The organism is Pseudodesulfovibrio mercurii, assembly GCF_000189295.2.
Classification (GTDB): Bacteria; Desulfobacterota; Desulfovibrionia; order Desulfovibrionales; family Desulfovibrionaceae; genus Pseudodesulfovibrio; species Pseudodesulfovibrio mercurii.
Genome location: NC_016803.1, coordinates 834,647 through 853,533, shown reverse-complemented (window position 1 = coordinate 853,533; position 18,887 = coordinate 834,647). Strand labels below are relative to the sequence as shown.

The window sequence follows — 18,887 nt, the reverse complement described above, 5'->3', positions numbered from 1 at the left end:
CACATGTTCAACCAAGTGCAGCGTGCTGCACCAAGGAAATAGACCCATGCCCGAGTACCCGGAAGTCGAGCGGATACCGCCCGATCTGGAGCAATTGCTGGATCGGTTCTTTGCCGTGTCGCGACAGGACCTCGAACAGATGCGCGACGCCCTGAACGTCCGGGATTTCGAAACCCTGGTCCGGCTGGGTCACACCACTCGCGGCACCGGCAGCGGGTACGGGTTCAAGGGCATGGGCCGCATCGGCCACGACATCGAGCTGGCCGCCCAGCAGCGCGATCCCGGCGCGTTGGAACGGCACATGAACACTCTCGCCCATTACCTCGACACCGTCCAGGTCGAATTCGACGGCTAGGACGGAAGCGCGCCTCGCCGGCGGGGCGTCTCCGACGGCTTAAGAACCTTTTGAAAAAGGTTCTTAAGAATCTCCCAAACTTTTTGTGTGCCTTCGGCAGGGGCGTGCGTTCGCGTTTGGCCGTGCTTTATTGCGGTCAAATCTTTCTCTTCGCATATCGTCAGGCAAGGCGACAGGCCTTCCCATCTCCCTTGCACCCCGCGAAGCGGCGCCAGAAAGTTTAGGAAGGGAGAGGGGATGGGGGGCCGGGGGAGCGGCAGCTCTTGGCGAGTCTTCGAGCCTTAGAGATGGCGACAGCCGCGATAGGGGAGAGGGACAACCCTTTTCAAAGGGTTTCCCTCTCCTCTCCCCGGCCGCCGGAGGCATTCCTTGCCTACAGCAGCTCCATGGCGGCGTCGACGGTCCAGTTTTCGTGGACGACCTTGTTGAGGGCGGCCACGATCTTGGCCGGGTGGGGGTGCTGGAAGATGTTCCGGCCCACGGACAGGCCGGAGCCGCCCGCCTGGATGGAGTCGTAGACCATCTGGACGAGGTCGCGTTCGGAGTCGAGCTTGGGGCCGCCCGCGATGACCACGGGCACGCAGCATCCCTCGACCACGCGGGCGAAGGATTCGGGGTCGCCGGTGTAGTTGACCTTGACGATGTCCGCGCCGAGCTCCACGCCCACGCGGGCGCAATGGGCCACAACCTGCGGGTCGTACTCGTTTTTGATCTTGGGGCCGCGCGCGTACATCATGGCCAGCACGGGCATGCCCCATTCGGCGGCCTCGAAGCAGAGCCTGCCGAGGTCGGCGAGCATCTGCGGCTCGGTCTCGTCGCCGAGGTTGACGTGGATGGACACGGCGTCCGCGCCGAGCTTGAGGGCGTCGGTCACGGTGCCGACCATGGTCTTGGCGTTGGGGAAGGGCGAGAGCGAGGTGGACGCGGACAGGTGGATGATCAGGCCGATGTCCTTGCCGCCCGCGCGGTGGGAGCAGCGGGGAATGCCCTTGTGCATGAGCACGGCGTTGGCCCCGCCCTCTGCCACCTGGTTGACGGTCTCGCGCAGGTCCACGATGCCGTAGATGGGGCCCACGGTCACGCCGTGGTCCAGGGGGACTACGATGGTCCGGCCGTCGTTGCGGTTCATGATCCGTTCCATCCGAATGGCTTTTCCGAGATGCATGGCGTTGCTCCTTGCTGGTTCCGGCTGCGGCGCGGCCCGAAAAGAAAGAGGCCGCGGACTTTGCCCGCGGCCTCTTGGTTTGTTCTTCGTTGTTTATTGACTAGCGCACACCAAGACCGCAGGCGTTCCTGATAAAGCTAAAAAAGAAAAAGAAACGGGCGGTGTTGCTGTGCATGCGTCAGAGGTAGCCGTTTTGCGCGAGAACTGTCAAGCGGAGATTTCGCGGCGCGCAGCTAGTCGATGACGGCCGTGCACTTGAACTCGACCAGTCCGCCCAGGGGCAGGGCGGCCACCTGGACCGCGGCGCGCGCGGGCTTGTGGGCGGAGAAGTACTCGGCGTAGATGGCGTTGAGGTCGGCGAACCGGCCCATGTCCATGATGAACACGTCCACGGCCATGACCTTGTCGAGCGACGATCCGGCCTCTTCGAGGATGGCCTTCAGGTTCTCCAGGGCCTGGCGGGTCTGGGCCTTGAAGCCCTCGGCCAGCTTGCCTTCGGACGGGATGATGCCGAGCTGGCCGGACACGTACAGGGTGCCGTTCACGGCGGTGGCCTGGGAGTAGGGACCCACGGCGGCCGGGGCCTTGTCGGTGTGGATGAGCTGGATATCGGACATGTTGTTCTCCTTGTCGCGGGTTATTTGTCGGCCCACAGGTAGGCGGTGCGCACCCTTTCGGGCACGTGGCGGACGATCTGGACGATGGCGGCCATGGCCAGCACGGCGAACAGGAGCCGTCCCCAGAGCACGCCGCTCAGGTGCCCGCCGATGAGTATGATCAGCAGGGTATCCTCGATGAGCGAGTGGCACAAGCCCATGAAGGTCAGGGAATAGAAGACGTCCTCCCGGCTCAGGGCCCCGTTGCGGGCCTCGCCGATGATCAGCCCGCCGCCGTAGGACAGCCCCATGGTCAGGCCGATGACGGTGATGGCCGAGGCCTTGGGCCCGATGCCGATGAGGTCGAGCACGGGCCGCAGGACGCGGTTCATGAGGTCGATGGCCCCCACGGCGCGGAGCACGCGCATGATGGTGATCAGGGTGAAGATGATGCAGAAGATGGACGCCAGGTTGCGGACCTGGCCCAGGGCCCAGGCGGCTATGGAGCCGGTCCCGGCCGTGGGGTCGGTCTTGAAGAGCATGACCGCCGGGCCGCTCAGGGTGCCGGTGGCCGAGTAGATCAGGTGGAGCAGCCAGGCCAGGACAAAGGCCCCGGCCATGCGCACACAGCACTGGAACAGGAAGCGCGCCCCGGAGCGGTCCGCGATGGCGGTCTCCACGGGCAGGCCGTGGGCCACGAGCATGAGCACGCCGAGGACCGTGGCCTGGGCCGAGGTCAGGGGCGCGTCGCCGGTGAACGAGGCCAGGACGATCATGCCGGTGTAGATGTTGTTGATCAGGGTGGTGGCCCAGACCAGCCCCATCTCGGCGGGCAGCCCGAGCACGCCCATGACCGGCTCCAGGGGCCAGGCCAGGTACTTGATCAGGCCGAATTCCTGGAGGATTTTGACCAGGACGAGCACCGGAATCATGATCTTGAACAGTTGCAGGCAGGCGTCTACGGTTTCGTGGAAGATGGCCTTGAGGGTCGTGAACAGTTTCGCCACGGCGGGGCTCCTTTACCGTGCGGAGGATAGGGTATGCTTCCGCAAAAGAAAAGGGTCCTTCCACCCTTTTTGTCGCCATCCCGCATCCCTTCCTCAACACTCCTTCCCTGTCTTCGTCACGCAAAGACGCACACACCCCCGCCAACCACCGCCCTTCGCGAAGCGGCGATAAAAAGTTTAGGAAGGGAAGGGGGAAGGGGGTCCGGGGGAAGGGGGAGGGGAAAGCCCTTTTCAAAGGGTTTCCCCTCCCCCTTCCCCCGGCCGCCGGAGGCAACAAAAAAAGGGAGCCCCGAGGGGCTCCCTTTGAAGGTGTGTTTTTCGCCGGGCTACAGGAACGCCTTGGAGACGTTGTAGGCGAGGACGGCCATGACGAAGGCCAGGGTGGTGGAGCCGACCACGCTGAAGGCGGCCCAGCGCCAGCTGGATTCGCGGGCCATGGTGACCACGGTGACGAAGCAGGGCGCGTAGAGCATGGTGAAGATGATCAGGGCGATGGCCGTGGCCGGGGAGAAGGCCGGGTCGGCCACCAGCCGGTCGGACAGGGGCTGGGATTCCTCGGCGTCAACCTCGCCCAGGGAGTAGGCCGTGCCCAGGGTGGAGACGATCACTTCCTTGGCCGCGAAGCCGCCGGTCAGGGCGATGTTCACGCGCCAGTTGAAGCCCGCCAGCTCGGTGACGGGTTCCAGGGCGGTGCCGATGCGGCCCGCGAGGGTGTGGCGGACGGCCTCCTCGGCCTGGGCGTTGTCGATGGCGGTGACCTGCTCCTCGCTCTGCGCCGCGGCGCGCTGTGCCTCGTACTGGGCCACGCGGTCGGCGGGCAGTTCGGGGAAGGTCATCATGGCCCAGATGAGGATGGAGATGCCCAGGATCACGGTGCCGGCCTTCTTGGCGTATTCCCAGGTCCGCTCCCAGGTGTGGATGAGCACGCCCTGGAGGGTGGGCATGCGGTAGGGCGGCAGCTCCATGACGAACGGGGTGGACGCGCCACGGATGACCGTGGAGCGCAGCAGCCGGGCCACGAGCAGGGCCATGGCCCAGGCGGACAGGGTGATGACCAGCATGATGGTGGCCGAGTCCTCGGGGAAGAAGGCGGCGGCGAGCATGAGGAAGACGGGCACCTTGGCCCCGCAGGTCATGTACGGGGTGACGAACAGGGTGGCCAGTTTCTCCTTGGGCGAGCGCAGGGTGCGGGTGGCCATGACGCCGGGCACGGCGCAGCCGCCCGCGATGCCGCCGGAGACGATGAAGGGCAGCACCGAGGTGCCGTGCAGGCCGAAGACCTTGAAGATGCGGTCGAGCATGTAGGCCATGCGGGCGATGTAGCCGGAGTCCTCCAGGGCCGAGATCATCAGGAACATGAACATGATCAGCGGCACGAAGCCGAGCACGCCGCCCACGCCGTCGATGATGCCGGAGACGATGAGCGATTGCAGGTGCCCCTCGGGGATGAGCCGGGTGGCCGTGTCGCCGAGCAGGCCGAACAGGGATTCCAGCCAGCCCATGGGGATCTCGCCCACGGTGAAGGTCACCTCGTAGATGAGATAGACGATGCCGAGCATGATCAGAGGGCCGAGGAACCGGTGGGTCAGGACCTTGTCCATCTTGTCGGACCGGCTGATGCGGTCGGCGCTGGAGGCGGGGTAGGTGACCACGTCCTTGATCATGGCGGCGATGAACCCGTAGCGGTAGTCGGCGATGAGCGCGTCGGGCCGCATGTTCAGGGTCTTCTGGGTGTGGTCGGCCACCTCGCGGGCCATGGCCTCGAGCCTGTCCGAGAGCGCGGTGTTGGCCATGCGGCCCTTGATGATGACGTCCTCGTCGCGTTCGAGGTACTTGATGCCGGTCCAGCGGGCGGGCGCCTTGTCGGTCAGGAACCCGGCCTCGCGGATGATCGTCTCCATCTCGCGCAGGACCGGGTCGAGGTCCGGGCCGTAGGAGATGTTCAGGGGCTTCCACTCGCCGGTGTGCTTCTCGGCCACCTCGATGGTCGAGCGGAGCAGCTCCTGGGCTCCCTGTCCCGAGCGGGCCACGGTCTCGACCACGGCGCAGCCGGACAGCTCCTCCAGGCGCGCGCTGTCGATGCGTTTGCCGGACTTGCGCACCTCGTCCATCATGTTCAGGCCGAGGATGAGGGGCACGCCGAGCTCCAAAATCTGCACGGCCAGGTAGAGGTTCCGTTCGAGCGCGTCGGCGTTCATGATGTCGATGACCGCCTGGGGACGGTCCTCCACCAGGAAGTTCCGGGCGACCAGCTCCTCCTGGGTGTAGGCGGTCAGGGAATAGGTGCCGGGCAGGTCCACGAGCTCCACGTCGTCGGCCCCCGTGTGGATGTGGCCGATCTTCTTTTCGACGGTCACGCCGGGCCAGTTGGCCACGTGCTGCCGCGCCCCGGTCAGGGCGTTGAACATGGTGGTCTTGCCGCAGTTCGGATTGCCCGCGATGCCGATGGTGTATTTACCCATGCGCCTAGTCCTCCAGGGGGGTGACGGTGATGTGGTCGGCCTCGCTGTTGCGGAGGGTCAGGGTGAAGTCGCGCAGCCGGAGGGCCACGGGGTCGCGCAGGGGAGCCTTGCCGATGACCGTGACCTCGGTGCCTGGGATGAGCCCCAGGTCACGGATGCGGCGGCCGAGTTCGCCCTCAGCGGTCACCGTGCGGATCTTGAGTTTCTGATTGACCCTGGCTTTGCGTAAACACATGTCTTGCGCCATTTTCTTGCATCCTCAAAAGCGTTGGTTGAGAACTGTTCTCAACGTTTCGTCAAAAAAAATTACCTGGGGCCGCAACAATCGCGCCTGTCCGGGCCGTCCTTCATGCCGGAGCATGAACCGGACTGCCCGCAGCCGCTACAGCCGCAGGAAGGGTGCTTTGCCGAGAAGGAGCGCAGGAGCCTGCGGCCCACGAAAAAGGCCGCTACGGCAACGATGGCCCCGACGATGATGGTGTCGAGCATGTGGATTCCCTCAAAGTTTTTCCCGGCAGCAGTGCCGGACACACACTTGATAGTGATGTTGAGAATCAATGTCAAGTGAATGTCCGAAAAAATACGCGGACCGCCCCGCAGGGCTGAAGAGCCCGGTATTCCTTGTCTTCCGCTGTGATTTATGGTCATATGCCAGCGGTCGAGAGCGGATGATAATGGTATTGTTCGCGTCCGGCAACAGCAAACATCAACCCAGTCACGGAGCGGATCATGGATGACGACGGCAGGGAATTCATGCGGTGGATCGATGTCCTGGCCAAGGGCATCATCGCGGGCTGCGCCATCGGCTATCTTTTCAGCCTGACCGGCATGATGGCTCCGGGCAAGGCCGTGGCCCTGGGCGGCCTGGCGGGCTGTCTCGCGTCCATCACCTTCAAGAATCGCCAGGACGACCGCAAGAATCGGGACAAGTAGCCGCCCTGATCGGTCGGGATGTGACCGGAAAGATGTCCAGGCACAACGCCCTGACATCCACCTCCGGCAGTTCGGTTCGGCCGCGCGCAGGCCGTTCAGCCTGCGTTCCACCTCTTTCTTCCACAATGGTGAAAACACGCTCGGGACGGAGCGGACTTAGCGCCCGTTGCGGCCGGGCCCCCGCGCGTGGCGTCCACGGCATGGTTCCCGCTCGATGCGGGGCGGATACGGGATGCCGTCCGGCCCCCGGCTGACGGTCTCTGTCCGACCGGGACGCTACCAGGCCGTCCAACCGCCATCGACCATCAGGTTTTGGCCGGTGACGTAGGCGGACAGGTCGCTGGCCAGGAAGAGCAGGGCGCCCTTCATGTCCTCCTCGGTGGCCATGCGGCCCATGGGGGTCCTGGCCACGTACCGCTCCACGAATTTCGGGTCCTGCCCCCGGGCCACGCCGCCGGGGCTGATGGCGTTGACCCGGATGTCCGGGGCCAGCACCGTGGCCAGGTAGCGGGTCAGCTGGATGAGGCCGCCCTTGGACGCCCCGTAGGCCGCCGGGTTGCCCATCTTGGTGTCGTCGTACAGGGACATGTCCGGGCCGACCACGCCGTAGGTGGAGCCGATGTTCACCACCGAGCCGTGCCCGGTCCGGCGCAGAAAGGGGATGGCCGCCTGGGTCAGGGCGAACGGCGCGGTCAGGTTGGTCTCCAGGGCCGCGCGCCAGGTGGCCACGGACTGCTCCTCCAGGGGGACGCCCCAGCCGGTCAGCTTGGAGGTGCCCACGAAGGCGGCGCAGTTGATCAGGATGTCGAGGGAACCGAGGGCTTCGGCCACCTCGCCCGGCATCGTGACCAGGGTGGCCTCGTCCGCCAGGTCCAGGGTCAGCCCCAGGGTCCTGACCGACCACTCCTCGGCCACGCGCACGGCGGTGTCCTCCACGCGGTCCGCGTCCATGTCCAGGACGGCGATGTCGGCCCCGGCCTCGGCCAGGGCGTCGCAAAAGGCCTGGCCGATGTGCCCGGCCCCGCCGGTGATCATGGCGGTTCGGCCGGTCAGGTCCACCAACTCCTTGATGTTCCTCATTTGTTTCGCTCCATCAGGAATTCGGCAAAGGCGAAGTCCTGTTCGGTGTCGATGTCCAGGGCGCGCTCGGGCGGGATGATCACGGCCTTGACGCGTCCCTGGAACGCGCCTTCGTACCGTTTGATGAAACTCGGGGTGGTCACGTAGCAGACCGTGGTCAGGTCGAAGATGGGCGGCGCGTCCTGGCGGCGGGTGATGCGCGCGCTCGGCGGCATGGCGATGGCGGCGAATCCGTCGTCGTTCATGGTGATCATGTTGAAGGACGGGTGGCGCTCGGCGGGCCGGGCCGTGACCACCATGTCGCAGCCGCCGCGTTCGAACAGTGCGATGCAGTCGCGCACGTCCTGGCCGATGCGCAGGGGGGCGGTGCACGGCAGGGAGACGAACAGGTCGAAGTGGCCCTCGGCCTCCATGGCGTCCACCGCGTGCCGCCAGGCCATCCACTCGGGCGCGTCGTCGCGGGCCAGTTCGGCCGGGCGCATGAACGGGACCTCGGCCCCGTACTCCTCGGCCACGGCCGCGATCTTCGGGTCGTCCGTGGAGACGATGATCCGGTCGAGCAGGCCGGAATCCCGGCCCGCGCGGATGGCGTGGCCGATGAGCGGCACCCCGTTCAGCGGCCGGATGTTCTTGCCGGGCACGCCCTTGGAGCCGCCCCGGGCGAAAATGAATCCGTAGCGTTTCATGACGCGGTCATCCATACCTGCTTTTCGGCGCAGGTTTCCAGGGTCTCGATCAGTTCGCACAGGGCCAGTCCCTGGGCGTAGGTGCACGGCGTGGGGTCGTCCCCGGCCATGGCTTCCAGCTGGCGGCGGTAGGTCGCGTCGCGCTCGGAGGGAAATTCCTCCATGGTCCCGTCCACGGTGAGCATGCCCGCCATGAAGTCGGCCCGCAGGGTCATGTCCGCGCAGGTGATGTCGTACCCCCGGTGCACGGACCGGCTGAGGTAGTCCATGTGCACCCCGACCACGGGGCAGTGCGCGGTCTCCATGAGCACGGCGAACTGGTCGTCCGAGTCTATGGACAGGTCGCTGTAGTGCCCGCCCATGGCCGTGGCACGCTTCCAGTCGCCCAGGAGGTACAGGGCCAGGTCCAGCTCGTGGGACAGGTCGCGCAGCACGCCCCCTCCCCGGGCCCGGCTCGCCGAATAGCTCTTGGTGTAGTCCGTGCCCGGCCGCCAGTCGGGCAGGTACTGGCCCACGGCGAAGCGCGCGTTCAGGATGGTGTGCCCGGCCAGCAGCTCCCGTGTGCGCGCGACCAAGGGGTGAAAGCGCAGGTTGTAGGCCACGAAGACGTTGTCGCCGGGCGCGGGAGTAAGTTCCTTCGGGTGGTCGAAGAGCGGCTTTTCCACCAGGATGCGGCCCGTGAACCCGGCCTCGATCAGGGCGCGCAGGTTCGTGGCGTGCTCCACCGTGGCCGTGGAGATCACGGCCAGGCCCGGCGCGGTTTCTTCAAGCGCCGCTTGAATGTTCGAAAAGGTCGGGTAGGGACACTCCCGGTTGCGGGTCACGCAGGCCACGGCATGGCCCATGTCCTTGAGCAGGCGCGCGTGCCGGGCTCCGATGGAGCCGTAGCCGATGATCAGGGCGTGCATGGGCTAGCCTTCCTTGCGCATGCGGAAGTGCAGATCGTAGTCGCAATTGGCCTGGTCGAAATCCTGCTTGCGGCCGATGTCCATCCAGTATTCGTGGATGGGGAAGGCCGCCGTGGTCTCGCCCTGGTCCATGAGCCTGCCGAACAGGCTGGGCATGTCCAGGTACTCGTTGGCGGGGATGGCCGCGGCCACGTCCGGTTCGAGCACGTAGATGCCCGCGTTGACGAAGAATTTGTGGGTCGGCTTCTCTTCGAGCCGGACGATGCGGTGATCCTCCACCTTGACCACGCCGTAGGGCACCTGGATGTCGAAGCGGCGCACGGCCATGGTCGCCTTGGCCCCCTGTTCGTGGTGGAAGGCGAGCATGCCCGGGAAGTCCACCTTGGTCAGCAGGTCGCCGTTCATGACGAAGATGGGCGCGTCCGGCTTGTCCTCGATGAGGCCCACGGCTCCGGCCGTGCCGAGCTGTCTGTCCTCGCGCAGGTAGCGGATCTCCACGCCGCGCTTGGAGCCGTCGCCGAAGTACTCCTCGACCATGTCCGCGCGGTAGTTGACCGAGATGTAGAACCTGGCGAAGCCGTAGTCCGCGAACTGGTCCAGGATGGTCTCGAGCAGAGGCTTGTTGCCCACGTTCAGGAGCGGCTTGGGACAGTCCTCGGTCAGGGGGCGCAGCCGCTGGCCCAACCCCCCGGCCATGAGCACCACCCAGTTGTCCCGTTTGGCCGGGCTGATAATGTCGAACAGGGTGCGCAGGCCGATGACCCGGCCGTTGGGGTCCAGCAGGGGCACCTGGCGGATGTTCCGTTCGCGCATGGTCCGGAGCAGGGCGGCCTGGTCGTCGCTGGGCACGGCCGAGAAAAATTTGGTTTCCATGATCTCGGTCGCCGGGGATTCCAGGGTCTTGCCCGCCAGCAGGCCGCGCCGGATGTCGCCGTCCGTGACCACGCCCATGAGCCTGCCGTCCTCCCCGGCGAGCATGACGATCTGGAGGGAGGTTCGGTTCAGGGTCTCGGCGGCCTCGCGGACCGTGGCCGAGAGCGGGATGATGGCGTTTCTCCAACTTTTCATTATATTCCTCAGTCCTTGGATGGGCAGTGGTCGATGTCGAAGAAGGGCTTGGCGCCCGCGGGCGCGCCCTGTTTCAGGATAGCCAGCATGCGCCTGCTGGTGTCCTTTTTTTCATACGGGTTCCGGGCCCGCTTGGCAACGGCCGCCCCCTCGGACGACAGGGCCAACCGCAGGGCTCCGGCCACGGCCTCCGGGGCGGGCGCGCAGTCGAGGACGCTCTCGGCCCGCACTCGGCCCTTCTGGCGGTCGCCCACGTTGACCGTGGGCACCCCGAAGCTCGGGGCCTCCAGGATGCCGGAGGAGGAGTTGCCGGCCACGGCCGCGCACAGCCGCAGGGCCGACAGGTAGCGGACCAGTCCCAGAGAGGGCGTGACCAGGGTGCGTCCGGGAAATTTCTCGTGCAGCGCCGCGGCGCGGGCGTCCACCAGGGAGCCGCCGGGGTCGGCGTTGGCCCCGGTGATCACGGCGGTCAGGGTCTCGTCCCCGGCCAGCACGGTCTCGAGTCCGGCGAAGAAGGCCTCGGCCTCGGCCGCGCCGTCCCCGGCCAGGGTCGCCGGGTGGTAGGTGACCAGCAGGAATCGCTCGCCAAAGGCGAAGCCGAGGTCCGCTTCCAGGGCCTGCCTGTCCATGAGCGGCACGGTGCGGACGTTCTCCACGCCCAGCGCGCCCACGTCGAAGACCGTGGACGGGGATTCGCCCAGCTGGATGACCCGGCGGCGGTAGGCCTCGCAGGCGGTGAAGTGCAGGCGCGAGAGCTTGGTCACGGCGTGGCGGAACTGTTCGTCCACGGCCCCCTCGGTGGTCTCGCCGCCGTGGATGTGGGCCACGGGGATGCGCAGCAGGGCCGCCGCCTCGGCGCAGGCCAGGCACTCCCAGCGGTCGCCGAGCAGGACCAGCAGGTCGGGCGCGATGGCGTCGAGCGCGCGGGCGCAGCCGGACACCGCCTCGCCCATGGCCAGGGCCACGCCCAGCCGGGAGTCGTCCTTCAGCGGCAGGGGAACCTCGGCCCCGATGGGGAAGCCGTCGGCCCGGATGGCGTCCACGGTGTGCCCGTGGCGCTCCGACAGGTGCGAGCCGCTGACCAGCAGGCGCAGTTCCGTATCCGGGTCGTCCTGGATGCGCTTGAGGAGCGGGGTGAGCAGGCCGTATTCGGCCCTGGTGCCGGTGAAGACGCAGATTTTCACAGCTCGATGCCCTCGCCGGGTTGGAAATTCCGTTTGGCGGTCAACCCCATGACCTCGTCCCAGCGCATGGGCGACACGCCGCCGCAGCCCGTGCGCCGGGCCGCCACGTTGGCCTCGGTGAACGGTTCGCCCGCCTTGATGGGCGCGGTGGCCACCAGAAACCGCCGGGCCACGTCGATGTTGGCCCGCTCCGAGGGGCTCGGCTTCTTGACCCCGTCGCCCAGGGCCCGCTCCACCTCGCGCACGGACCGGACCATGGCCTTGAGCTCGTCCGGGTCCATGGAGGCCGCGTGGTCCGGGCCGGGCAGGGACTTGTCCAGGGTGAAATGCTTTTCGATCACGGCCGCCCCCATGGCCGCCGCGGCCACGGCGCAGGCGATGCCCGGCGTGTGGTCCGAGCAGCCCACGCGGCATTCGGGAAACGTTTCGGCCAGGGTGGTCATGGCCCGCAGGTTGGCGTCCTCCACGGGCGTGGGATACTGGGTGTTGCAGTGCAGCACCGTGATTTGCCCGGCCGGGGTCCCCGCCTTGGTCAGCACGGATACGGCCGCGCGCACTTCGTCGAGCGTGGCCATGCCCGTGGACAGGATGACCGGCAGCCCCTTGGCCCCAACCCTGCGCAGGTAGGGCAGGTTGGTGATCTCGCCCGACGGGACCTTGATGAGTGGCAGCCCCATGTCGATGAGCATGTCCAGGCTCTGCGCGTCGAAGGGGGTGGACAGAAAGGCGATGTTGCGCCTGCGGCAGTGGTCCATGAGCAGCCTGTGGGCGTTCACGTCCAGTTCGAGCCGCTTGAGCATGGCGAACTGCGATTCCCCGGCCCCGGAGGTCTCCTTCTGGTAGGCGGCCTTCTGCGCCGTGTCGGTGACGATCTCCTCGGCCCGGAAGGTCTGGAACTTGACCGCGTCGGCCCCGGCCTCGGCGGCCAGGTCGATGAGCTGTTTGGCCAGGTCCAGGTCGCCGTTGTGGTTCACGCCCGCCTCGGCGATGAGGAAGATCGGTTCGCGCTGCATGGCTACGCCTTGAGTCTCGGCCCGCTGGGCAGGTTCACGGCCCGCGCCGACAGCTCGCGGGCGTTTTTCAGCCCGTCGTTGTCGTTGTCCGCGTACATGGGCAGGTCGGCCATGAGGGCCCACAGGGGCCGGGTCATGACGCCCGCGTCGTTGGACAGGGCCAGGAAGGCGTCGCGCGCCTCGCGGTCCCTGAAGAGCACGGTGTTCAGCCAGAAATTCGACAGGCAGCCGGGGGGCGCGTCCACGAAGTCCACGCCGTCCACGTCCGCGAAGAAGTCGCGGTAGGCGGCGGCCACGACCCGCTTGTCGGCCAGGATCTCGTCGAGCTTTTCCATCTGGGCGCAACCCAGCGCCGCGTTGATGTTCGGCATGCGGTAGTTCCAGGCCACGGCGTCGTGGCGGAACTCCCAGCGGTGCGGCACCTTGGCCGTGGCGGTCCGGTGCTTGACCAGGTTGCCGAAGTCCTCGTCGCCGGCCAGGATCATGCCCCCGCCGCCGGTGGTGATGGTCTTGTTGCCGTTGTAGCTGAGCACGCCGAGCCTGCCGAAGGTGCCCAGGTGTTGTCCGTTCAGGAAGGAACCCAGCCCCTCGGCCGCGTCCTCCACCACCGGGATGGCGTGCTCGTCGCAGACGGCGCAGATCTCGCGGATGCGGCAGGCGTGGCCCAGGATGTGGACCGGCACGCACGCCTTGACGCGCGCGATCTTTTCGGGGTTGGCCGCGAACCAGGCCCGCAGCGCGTCCGGGCTCATGCCCAGGGTGTCCGGGTCGGAGTCGAGAAAGATCGGGGTCGCGCCCGTGTTGGAGATCGCGTTGGCCGTGGCCACGAAGGTCAGGGCCTGGCTCAGGACCAGGTCGCCGTGGCCCACGCCGACCAGGGAGAGCGCGGCGGTCAGGCCGCAGGTGCCGTTGACCACGGCCACGGCCCTGGCCGCGCCGGTGAAGTCGCGGGTCATCTCCTCGAAGCGGGTCACGTATTCGCCCACGCTGGACACGAAGGTGGTGTCGATGCAGCGGGCCAGGTATTCCTTTTCCCGCCCGGTGAAGACCGGGGCGTGCAGGGGAATGAACCCTTCCGGCTCGTCGTAGAGCTGCCGTATGAATCGGATGATGGCGTCCACGGATCGTCCTAGATGTTGTAGATGTCGGCCTTGTAGCGCCGCAGGTTGTCCGGGTCGGCGAACCACTCGGCGGTCAGCTTGAGGCCCCGCTTGAAACCGTCCAGCCCGCCGAATTCCGGCTCCCAGCCGCACAGCCGTTTGGCCTTCTCGTTGCCCGCGAACAGCCGCTCCACCTCGCTCTTGGCCGGGCGGACGCGCTCCTGCTCGCAGACGATCTCGATGTCCGCGCCCATGACCTCGGCGATGGCCCTGGCCGTGTCGCCGATGGACACCTCGAACCCGCTGCCCACGTTGACCACCTCGCCCACGCAGGCGTCGGACTGGGTCACGGCCTCGAAGCCGCGCACAGTGTCGGAAACGTAGTTGAAGTCGCGGGTGGGGGTCAGGGCCCCGAGCTTGATCGTTTCCGCGCCGTTGGCGATCTGGGTGATGACCGTGGGGATGACCGCGCGGGCGGACTGCCTGGGCCCGTAGGTGTTGAACGGGCGGATGAGCGACACCGGGGTCTCGAAGGCGTTGTAAAAGCTCATGGCGATCTGGTCCGCGCCGATCTTGGTGGCCGAGTAGGGCGACTGGCCCTGGAGCGGGTGGTCCTCGGTGATGGGCACGAAGCGCGCCGTGCCGTAGACCTCGCTGGTGGAGGTGACCACGCAGCGTTCCACGCCGAGGTCGCGGGCCGCCTGGACGATGTTCAGGGTGCCCTTGACGTTGGTGTCCACGTAGGTGTCCGGGGAGTGATAGGAGTAGGGGATGGCGATGAGCGCGGCCAGGTGCAGGACCACGTCGCATCCCTTCATGGCCGTGCGCACCCCGTTGGGATCGCGCACGTCGCCCGCGAAGATGTCCAGGGAATCCCGGATGTCCCTGGGCGACTCGTCGAGCCAGCCCCAGGAATTGAAGGAGTTGTACAGGACAAAGGCGCGGACGTCATAGCCCCGCCGGACCAGGTGTTCCACCAGGTGGGAGCCGATGAACCCGTCCGACCCGGTGACCAGTATTTTCTTGTTCTCAAGCTGCATGGCGCTCCAACGGCCTCGGCCGGGAAAATGGCGAATGATGATGCAAGACTGTATATATCCTGTGCCTGCCCATGGCAAGGCGGGGCTCACTTGAGCTTGAAGGCGAGCAGGCGGAGGGCCTCGTCCAGGCATTCCTCGGGCAGGAAGGTCTCCAGGCACTCCAGGGTGGGGCAGGTGTTCTTATTGCAGGAGCGGCAGGGCAGCCCCTTGTCCACGCTGGAGTGGCGCTCGGACTTGGGGCACCAGCCGAAGCCCGTGGCCCCGTGGATGGCCAGGGACGGGGTGTCCACGGCCACGGCGAAGTGCCTCGGGGCCGAGCAGTTGCCCACGTGCAGGGCGGCCCGCTCCATGACGGCGCCCATCTGGCGCAGGGTCAGCATGGTCTCGGAGACCACCGCGCCCTCGCCCGCCAGCTCGGCCACCTTGCGGGCCACGCCGATCTCGCCCGGCCCGTAGAGGATGAGGAACTTCAGTTCGGGATGGCGCTCGCGCATGAGCTTGATCAGCCCGGCGTAGTGGCGCTCGGGCCACTTGCGGGTGATCCGCCGGTGGGACGGGTCGATGGTCACGAAGCGGTTTTCCGTGAGCCCCTCGGCCCGGAGAAATTCGGCGGCCCAGGCGCGCTCGTCCTCGGTCAGGTAGAGCTTGGGCAGCTCGCCGTTCCAGTGGATGCCCAGCGGGCGCAGGATGGACGCCTTGAGTCCGGCCGCGTAGCCGTAGATGACGTCGCTGAAGTGGGTGTAGAAGATGCGGTTGTACCAGGCGGTGTACTGGGTCAGCTTGACCGGGGCGTCCGAGAACATGACCACGTACCGGCAGCGGGGCAGCCGCTGGAAGTCCACGATGAGATCATAGCCGCCTCGGCCCACCTTGCGATACCAGAGCAGGGCCGTGAGCGGGTTCCTGAGCTTGTTCTTGTCGATGGCCCAGACGTGGGAAACATGGGGGTTGTTCTCCACCACCGGCAGGCACTTCTTCTCGGTCAGCAGGTGGATTTCCGCGTCGGGAAAGCGCTCCTTGAGCAGTTGGAGGGACGGCGTGGCCAGAAGCACGTCGCCGATCTGCCGGAGCTGGCAGACCAGGATTTTTTTCGGGTGCAGGTTGGAAATGTCTTTCATCGGTTGTTTCCGGGCCCCCGCATGGGGGCGCTTTCTGTCGGTGGCGGGAGTCCTCCCGTCCGAAAGAGGGAATGTGTCGTACTTGGGCCGACGGGTCAAGCGGTTCGCCGACGGCGGCAACCTAGCGCCATCCGGGGGACGCTGTCCAGGGCGGAGACCCCCCTTGTCCATCGCCCGCGCCCGTCGGTCCCCCGGTCCTTCGCTCCTGCCTCTCGCCCCGGCGGGGCGGATAGCCTCTTTCGTGGATGGGGGCCCGGCGGCGAAATCGGCCTTTACAACAGTCGGGGAAGTTGGCTACCTAATTTCTGCCTGTTTTGCCGGGGCTGTCGAGGTATTGTCCCGTGTCGGCGGATGGGCGAACCGATGCCTGCGGATTCCCCGAACACCCGTGAACGCCATCCTATGAAACATGATTGAATACAGAAGAGAAATCGACGGCCTGAGGGCCGTCGCCGTGCTCGGCGTACTGTTCTTCCACCTGGGGTGGGCGGGCTTCAGCGGCGGATGGCTCGGGGTCGATATCTTTTTCGTCATCTCCGGCTACCTCATCTCCTCGCTGCTGCTGGAGGAGAGCCGGGTAAGCGGCACCGTGTCGCTCTCCGCCTTTTACCTGCGCCGCGCCCGGCGTATCCTTCCCGCGCTGCTGATCAGCCTGATCGGCTCCTACCCCATGGCGCTCCTGGTCGCCCGGACGCACGTCTTCACGGAATACTGCCAGTCGTTCTTCGCCGCGCTCTTTTCCGTTTCCAACATCTTTTTCTGGCAGAAGACGGGCTATTTCGCCGTCAGCTCCACCCTGTCCCCGCTGCTGCACACGTGGACGCTGGGGATCGAGGAGCAGTTCTATCTCATCATCCCCAGCTGCTTCCTGCTCCTGGCGGGCGGGACATCGCGCCGGAAATGGGCGGTCATCGGCTCCCTGTTCCTGGCCATGGTCGCCTCGTTCCTGGTCTGCCGGTACGGCGGCGACGTCCTGTCCTATGAATTCCGCTTCTACATGCTCCCCACGCGGATGTGGGAACTCCTGCTGGGGCTGTTCACGGCGGTGCTGCTGGCCGACCGCAGGTTTTTCAGGAAACGGTCGATCCTCACCGAACTGCTCTCGGTGACCGCCTTCGGGGTCATCGGTTTCGCCTTCGTCTACTACCGCGGCGGGTCCCATTTCGCCGAGAAGTCCCTGTTCACGGCCCTGGCGGCGACGCTGTTCCTGATCACCACCGGCGAACGCCACCTGCTCGGCAGGCTGTTGTGCCTGAAACCCATGCAGGTCATCGGCAAGATTTCCTATTCCGTGTACCTGTGGCATTGGCCCTTCATCTTCCTGGGCAATCTCATGGTCCTGAAGTACGGCTACACGAGCACGATCTACTCCGATCTCGCCCTGGTGGCCGCCACTATCTGCCTGTCCTACGTGTCCTGGCGGTACGTGGAGCGGCCCTTCCGGAGAATCATCTCCTGGACCGTCTGCCTGCGCAGGCTCGCGCCCCTGGCCGTCGTCGCCGTGGCCCTGGCCGGATACGGCCTGGCCTACCTGGGCGGGGACAAGGGCACGTATGTCCTGCGCGAGGACGGGCGGGCGGACTTCACTTCCTGGAACGGGGCCAGGGAGGGACATTATTTCCATGTCGGTCCCAAGGGCGCGCCCCGGTTCCTGCTCATCGGCGACAGCCATGCCTGGTCTACGAGCCCGGCCCTGATGCGCCTGGCCGAGGAGTACGCCGTGCCCGGAGAGGCGGCCATGAAGGACGGGACAGGGCCCCTGGAGAACATCCGCCGCTCCCACAAGCTCGGCGATCCGCCCTTTGCCCATGAATGGCTGCGCTACGCCCTGGAGAGAAAAATCCCCAACGTCATCCTCGTCGCCAAGTGGGACCGCTACTACCTGACGGACAAGTGGAAATACTTCGGTGCGCAACCGGAATGGAACGTCTCGACGGCCATGCTCGAACTGCGTCAGACCGTGCGCAGGCTGCTCGACAACGGGAGCCGCGTCTGGATCATGGAGCAGGTCCCGCAGTTCTCCAAAGACCCGATCGTCATGACGCGGATCCTGAGCAGGCCGTATGTGGAGGAGGTCTCCACCGAACAGCGGCACTTTGCCGGTGCGGCCCTGGGCGACATCCACGACCTGGCGTTCCACCTGCTCGACCCCTGGCCGCTCCTCCTCCGCGACGGGCGACTCTCCTCGGTGCGCGACGGGGCCTTCCTGTACATGGACGAGAACCACCTGAGCACGGACGGGGCCATCGCCATCCAGGAGGTCTTCCGGCCCGCCTTCGAATCCATGCGCCAATAGCCCGGCGGGACGCCGTTCCGCCGCTTAGGCCGGGGACTTCGGTCCGCGGGCGCTCGGGGCCGGACGGCATCGCAAATCCATCGGATCAAAAAAGGCCTGCGCACTGGGTGCGCAGGCCTTTTTAATGGTTGGATCGTCGGGCGGCTAGAGGATCTGGCTCAGGAAGAGCTTGGTCCGGTCGTTTTGCGGGTTGGTGAAGAAGTGTTCCGGGGTGCCCACTTCCACGATCTTGCCCTCGTCCATGAAGACGACCTGGTCGGCCACCTCGCGGGCGAAGCCCATTTCGTGGGTGACCACGACCATGGTCATGCCCTCCTTGGCCAGGGTCTTCATGACGTCCAGGACCTCGCCGACCATCTCCGGGTCGAGCGCCGAGGTGGGCTCGTCGAAGAGCATGACCTTGGGGTCCATGGCCAGGGCGCGGGCGATGGCCACGCGCTGCATCTGGCCGCCGGACAGCTGGCCCGGGAAGTTGTCCGCCTTGGCGTGGATGCCGACCTTATTGAGCAGGGTCATGGCCTTTTCCGCGGATTCCTTCTTGCCGCGCTTGCGCACCGAGGTCTGGCCCACGGTGACGTTCTCGAGCACGGTCAGGTGCGGGAAGAGGTTGAAGGACTGGAAGACCATGCCCACCTCCATGCGCACCTTGTTGATGTTGGTCTTGGGGTCCAGGATGTCCACGCCATCGATCATGATGTGGCCCGAGTTGGCCTTTTCCAGGCGGTTCAGGCAGCGCAGGAAGGTGGACTTGCCGGACCCGGACGGGCCGATGACCACGACCACCTCGCCGGGGTTGATGTGGTAGGACACGTCGTGCAGGGCCTGGACCTCGTGCGGGACGAAGAAGGTTTTGTAGACGTTTTTGACATCGATCAT

The 18,887-nt window shown here is 66.3% G+C and carries 19 protein-coding genes; 3 read left to right on the top strand and 16 right to left on the bottom strand.

What is annotated here, in order from left to right:
* Positions 1–46: 46 nt before the first annotated feature.
* Positions 47–355, top strand: coding sequence for an Hpt domain-containing protein (locus DND132_RS04060; protein ID WP_014321436.1), 309 nt, complete (start codon positions 47–49; stop codon positions 353–355).
* A 373-nt stretch (positions 356–728) separates the two neighbouring features.
* On the opposite strand, the gene DND132_RS04055 is transcribed toward DND132_RS04060, so the two are convergent.
* The 6 genes from DND132_RS04055 to DND132_RS17925 all read right to left on the bottom strand — a co-directional run bounded on the left by DND132_RS04055 (position 729) and on the right by DND132_RS17925 (position 6,074).
* Positions 729–1,520 (bottom strand): 2-amino-3,7-dideoxy-D-threo-hept-6-ulosonate synthase, encoded by a 792-nt coding sequence (locus DND132_RS04055; RefSeq protein ID WP_014321435.1) that lies wholly within the window; start codon positions 1,518–1,520, stop codon positions 729–731.
* A gap of 233 nt (positions 1,521–1,753) precedes the next feature.
* Positions 1,754–2,137, bottom strand: a complete 384-nt coding sequence (locus DND132_RS04050; protein ID WP_014321434.1) for a RidA family protein — start codon at positions 2,135–2,137, stop codon at positions 1,754–1,756.
* A 20-nt stretch (positions 2,138–2,157) separates the two neighbouring features.
* Positions 2,158–3,123, bottom strand: a complete 966-nt coding sequence (locus tag DND132_RS04045) for a nucleoside recognition domain-containing protein (RefSeq protein ID WP_014321433.1) — start codon at positions 3,121–3,123, stop codon at positions 2,158–2,160.
* Positions 3,124–3,449: 326 nt separating this feature from the next.
* Positions 3,450–5,585, bottom strand: coding sequence for a ferrous iron transport protein B (feoB, locus tag DND132_RS04040; protein ID WP_014321432.1), 2,136 nt, complete (start codon positions 5,583–5,585; stop codon positions 3,450–3,452).
* Positions 5,586–5,589: 4 nt separating this feature from the next.
* On the bottom strand, positions 5,590–5,832 hold the full coding sequence (locus DND132_RS04035) for a FeoA family protein (protein ID WP_014321431.1): 243 nt from the start codon (positions 5,830–5,832) through the stop codon (positions 5,590–5,592).
* A gap of 59 nt (positions 5,833–5,891) precedes the next feature.
* Positions 5,892–6,074 (bottom strand): FeoB-associated Cys-rich membrane protein, encoded by a 183-nt coding sequence (locus DND132_RS17925; RefSeq protein ID WP_014321430.1) that lies wholly within the window; start codon positions 6,072–6,074, stop codon positions 5,892–5,894.
* Positions 6,075–6,314: 240 nt separating this feature from the next.
* On the opposite strand from DND132_RS17925, the gene DND132_RS04025 reads away from it, so the two are divergent.
* Positions 6,315–6,518: a hypothetical protein gene (locus DND132_RS04025; RefSeq protein WP_014321429.1), complete on the top strand. Its 204-nt coding sequence runs from the start codon at positions 6,315–6,317 to the stop codon at positions 6,516–6,518.
* A 276-nt stretch (positions 6,519–6,794) separates the two neighbouring features.
* On the opposite strand, the gene DND132_RS04020 is transcribed toward DND132_RS04025, so the two are convergent.
* From DND132_RS04020 to DND132_RS03980, 9 genes are all read right to left on the bottom strand, one after another.
* Positions 6,795–7,598 carry an SDR family oxidoreductase gene (locus DND132_RS04020; protein WP_014321428.1) on the bottom strand — a complete coding sequence of 268 codons (804 nt, stop codon included), beginning with the start codon at positions 7,596–7,598 and terminating at the stop codon, positions 6,795–6,797.
* Positions 7,595–8,284, bottom strand: coding sequence for an acylneuraminate cytidylyltransferase family protein (locus tag DND132_RS04015; RefSeq protein WP_014321427.1), 690 nt, complete (start codon positions 8,282–8,284; stop codon positions 7,595–7,597). The genes DND132_RS04020 and DND132_RS04015 overlap by 4 nt, the downstream gene beginning before the upstream one ends.
* Entirely contained in the window at positions 8,281–9,192 is a 912-nt protein-coding gene (locus DND132_RS04010) for a Gfo/Idh/MocA family protein (protein WP_014321426.1), read from the bottom strand. Before DND132_RS04010 ends, DND132_RS04015 begins: the two co-directional genes overlap by 4 nt.
* Positions 9,193–9,195: 3 nt before the next feature.
* Positions 9,196–10,260: a nucleotidyltransferase family protein gene (locus tag DND132_RS04005; RefSeq protein WP_014321425.1), complete on the bottom strand. Its 1,065-nt coding sequence runs from the start codon at positions 10,258–10,260 to the stop codon at positions 9,196–9,198.
* An 8-nt stretch (positions 10,261–10,268) separates the two neighbouring features.
* Positions 10,269–11,444 carry a UDP-N-acetylglucosamine 2-epimerase gene (neuC, locus tag DND132_RS04000; protein WP_014321424.1) on the bottom strand — a complete coding sequence of 392 codons (1,176 nt, stop codon included), beginning with the start codon at positions 11,442–11,444 and terminating at the stop codon, positions 10,269–10,271.
* Positions 11,441–12,457, bottom strand: a complete 1,017-nt coding sequence (neuB, locus tag DND132_RS03995) for an N-acetylneuraminate synthase (protein WP_014321423.1) — start codon at positions 12,455–12,457, stop codon at positions 11,441–11,443. Before neuB ends, neuC begins: the two co-directional genes overlap by 4 nt.
* A 2-nt stretch (positions 12,458–12,459) precedes the next feature.
* A complete protein-coding gene (locus DND132_RS03990; protein ID WP_014321422.1) occupies positions 12,460–13,578 on the bottom strand; it encodes a LegC family aminotransferase in 1,119 nt (372 codons plus the stop codon).
* 8 nt (positions 13,579–13,586) lie between these two features.
* Positions 13,587–14,597, bottom strand: a complete 1,011-nt coding sequence (locus DND132_RS03985; RefSeq protein ID WP_014321421.1) for an NAD-dependent 4,6-dehydratase LegB — start codon at positions 14,595–14,597, stop codon at positions 13,587–13,589.
* 86 nt (positions 14,598–14,683) lie between these two features.
* Positions 14,684–15,715, bottom strand: a complete 1,032-nt coding sequence (locus DND132_RS03980) for a glycosyltransferase family 9 protein (RefSeq protein WP_014321420.1) — start codon at positions 15,713–15,715, stop codon at positions 14,684–14,686.
* 409 nt (positions 15,716–16,124) lie between these two features.
* Here DND132_RS03980 and DND132_RS03975 point away from each other — a divergent pair, with 409 nt between their 5' ends.
* Positions 16,125–18,011, top strand: coding sequence for an acyltransferase family protein (locus tag DND132_RS03975; RefSeq protein WP_014321419.1), 1,887 nt, complete (start codon positions 16,125–16,127; stop codon positions 18,009–18,011).
* Positions 18,012–18,155: 144 nt separating this feature from the next.
* Here the strand turns inward: DND132_RS03975 and DND132_RS03970 are convergent, their stop codons facing one another.
* On the bottom strand, positions 18,156–18,887 hold the full coding sequence (locus tag DND132_RS03970; protein ID WP_014321418.1) for an amino acid ABC transporter ATP-binding protein: 732 nt from the start codon (positions 18,885–18,887) through the stop codon (positions 18,156–18,158).

Bases quoted from the DNA above. Each gene is read 5' to 3' on its own strand.
- DND132_RS04060 (WP_014321436.1), top strand. From the start codon at position 47: ATGCCCGAGTACCCGGAAGTCGAGCGGATACCGCCCGATCTGGAGCAA.
- DND132_RS04055 (WP_014321435.1), bottom strand. From the start codon at position 1,520: ATGCATCTCGGAAAAGCCATTCGGATGGAACGGATCATGAACCGCAAC.
- DND132_RS04050 (WP_014321434.1), bottom strand. From the start codon at position 2,137: ATGTCCGATATCCAGCTCATCCACACCGACAAGGCCCCGGCCGCCGTG.
- feoB (WP_014321432.1), bottom strand. From the start codon at position 5,585: ATGGGTAAATACACCATCGGCATCGCGGGCAATCCGAACTGCGGCAAG.
- DND132_RS04035 (WP_014321431.1), bottom strand. From the start codon at position 5,832: ATGGCGCAAGACATGTGTTTACGCAAAGCCAGGGTCAATCAGAAACTC.
- DND132_RS17925 (WP_014321430.1), bottom strand. From the start codon at position 6,074: ATGCTCGACACCATCATCGTCGGGGCCATCGTTGCCGTAGCGGCCTTT.
- DND132_RS04025 (WP_014321429.1), top strand. From the start codon at position 6,315: ATGGATGACGACGGCAGGGAATTCATGCGGTGGATCGATGTCCTGGCC.
- DND132_RS04020 (WP_014321428.1), bottom strand. From the start codon at position 7,598: ATGAGGAACATCAAGGAGTTGGTGGACCTGACCGGCCGAACCGCCATG.
- DND132_RS04015 (WP_014321427.1), bottom strand. From the start codon at position 8,284: ATGAAACGCTACGGATTCATTTTCGCCCGGGGCGGCTCCAAGGGCGTG.
- DND132_RS04010 (WP_014321426.1), bottom strand. From the start codon at position 9,192: ATGCACGCCCTGATCATCGGCTACGGCTCCATCGGAGCCCGGCACGCG.
- DND132_RS04005 (WP_014321425.1), bottom strand. From the start codon at position 10,260: ATGAAAAGTTGGAGAAACGCCATCATCCCGCTCTCGGCCACGGTCCGC.
- neuB (WP_014321423.1), bottom strand. From the start codon at position 12,457: ATGCAGCGCGAACCGATCTTCCTCATCGCCGAGGCGGGCGTGAACCAC.
- DND132_RS03985 (WP_014321421.1), bottom strand. From the start codon at position 14,597: ATGCAGCTTGAGAACAAGAAAATACTGGTCACCGGGTCGGACGGGTTC.
- DND132_RS03980 (WP_014321420.1), bottom strand. From the start codon at position 15,715: ATGAAAGACATTTCCAACCTGCACCCGAAAAAAATCCTGGTCTGCCAG.
- DND132_RS03975 (WP_014321419.1), top strand. From the start codon at position 16,125: ATGATTGAATACAGAAGAGAAATCGACGGCCTGAGGGCCGTCGCCGTG.
- DND132_RS03970 (WP_014321418.1), bottom strand. From the start codon at position 18,887: ATGATCGATGTCAAAAACGTCTACAAAACCTTCTTCGTCCCGCACGAG.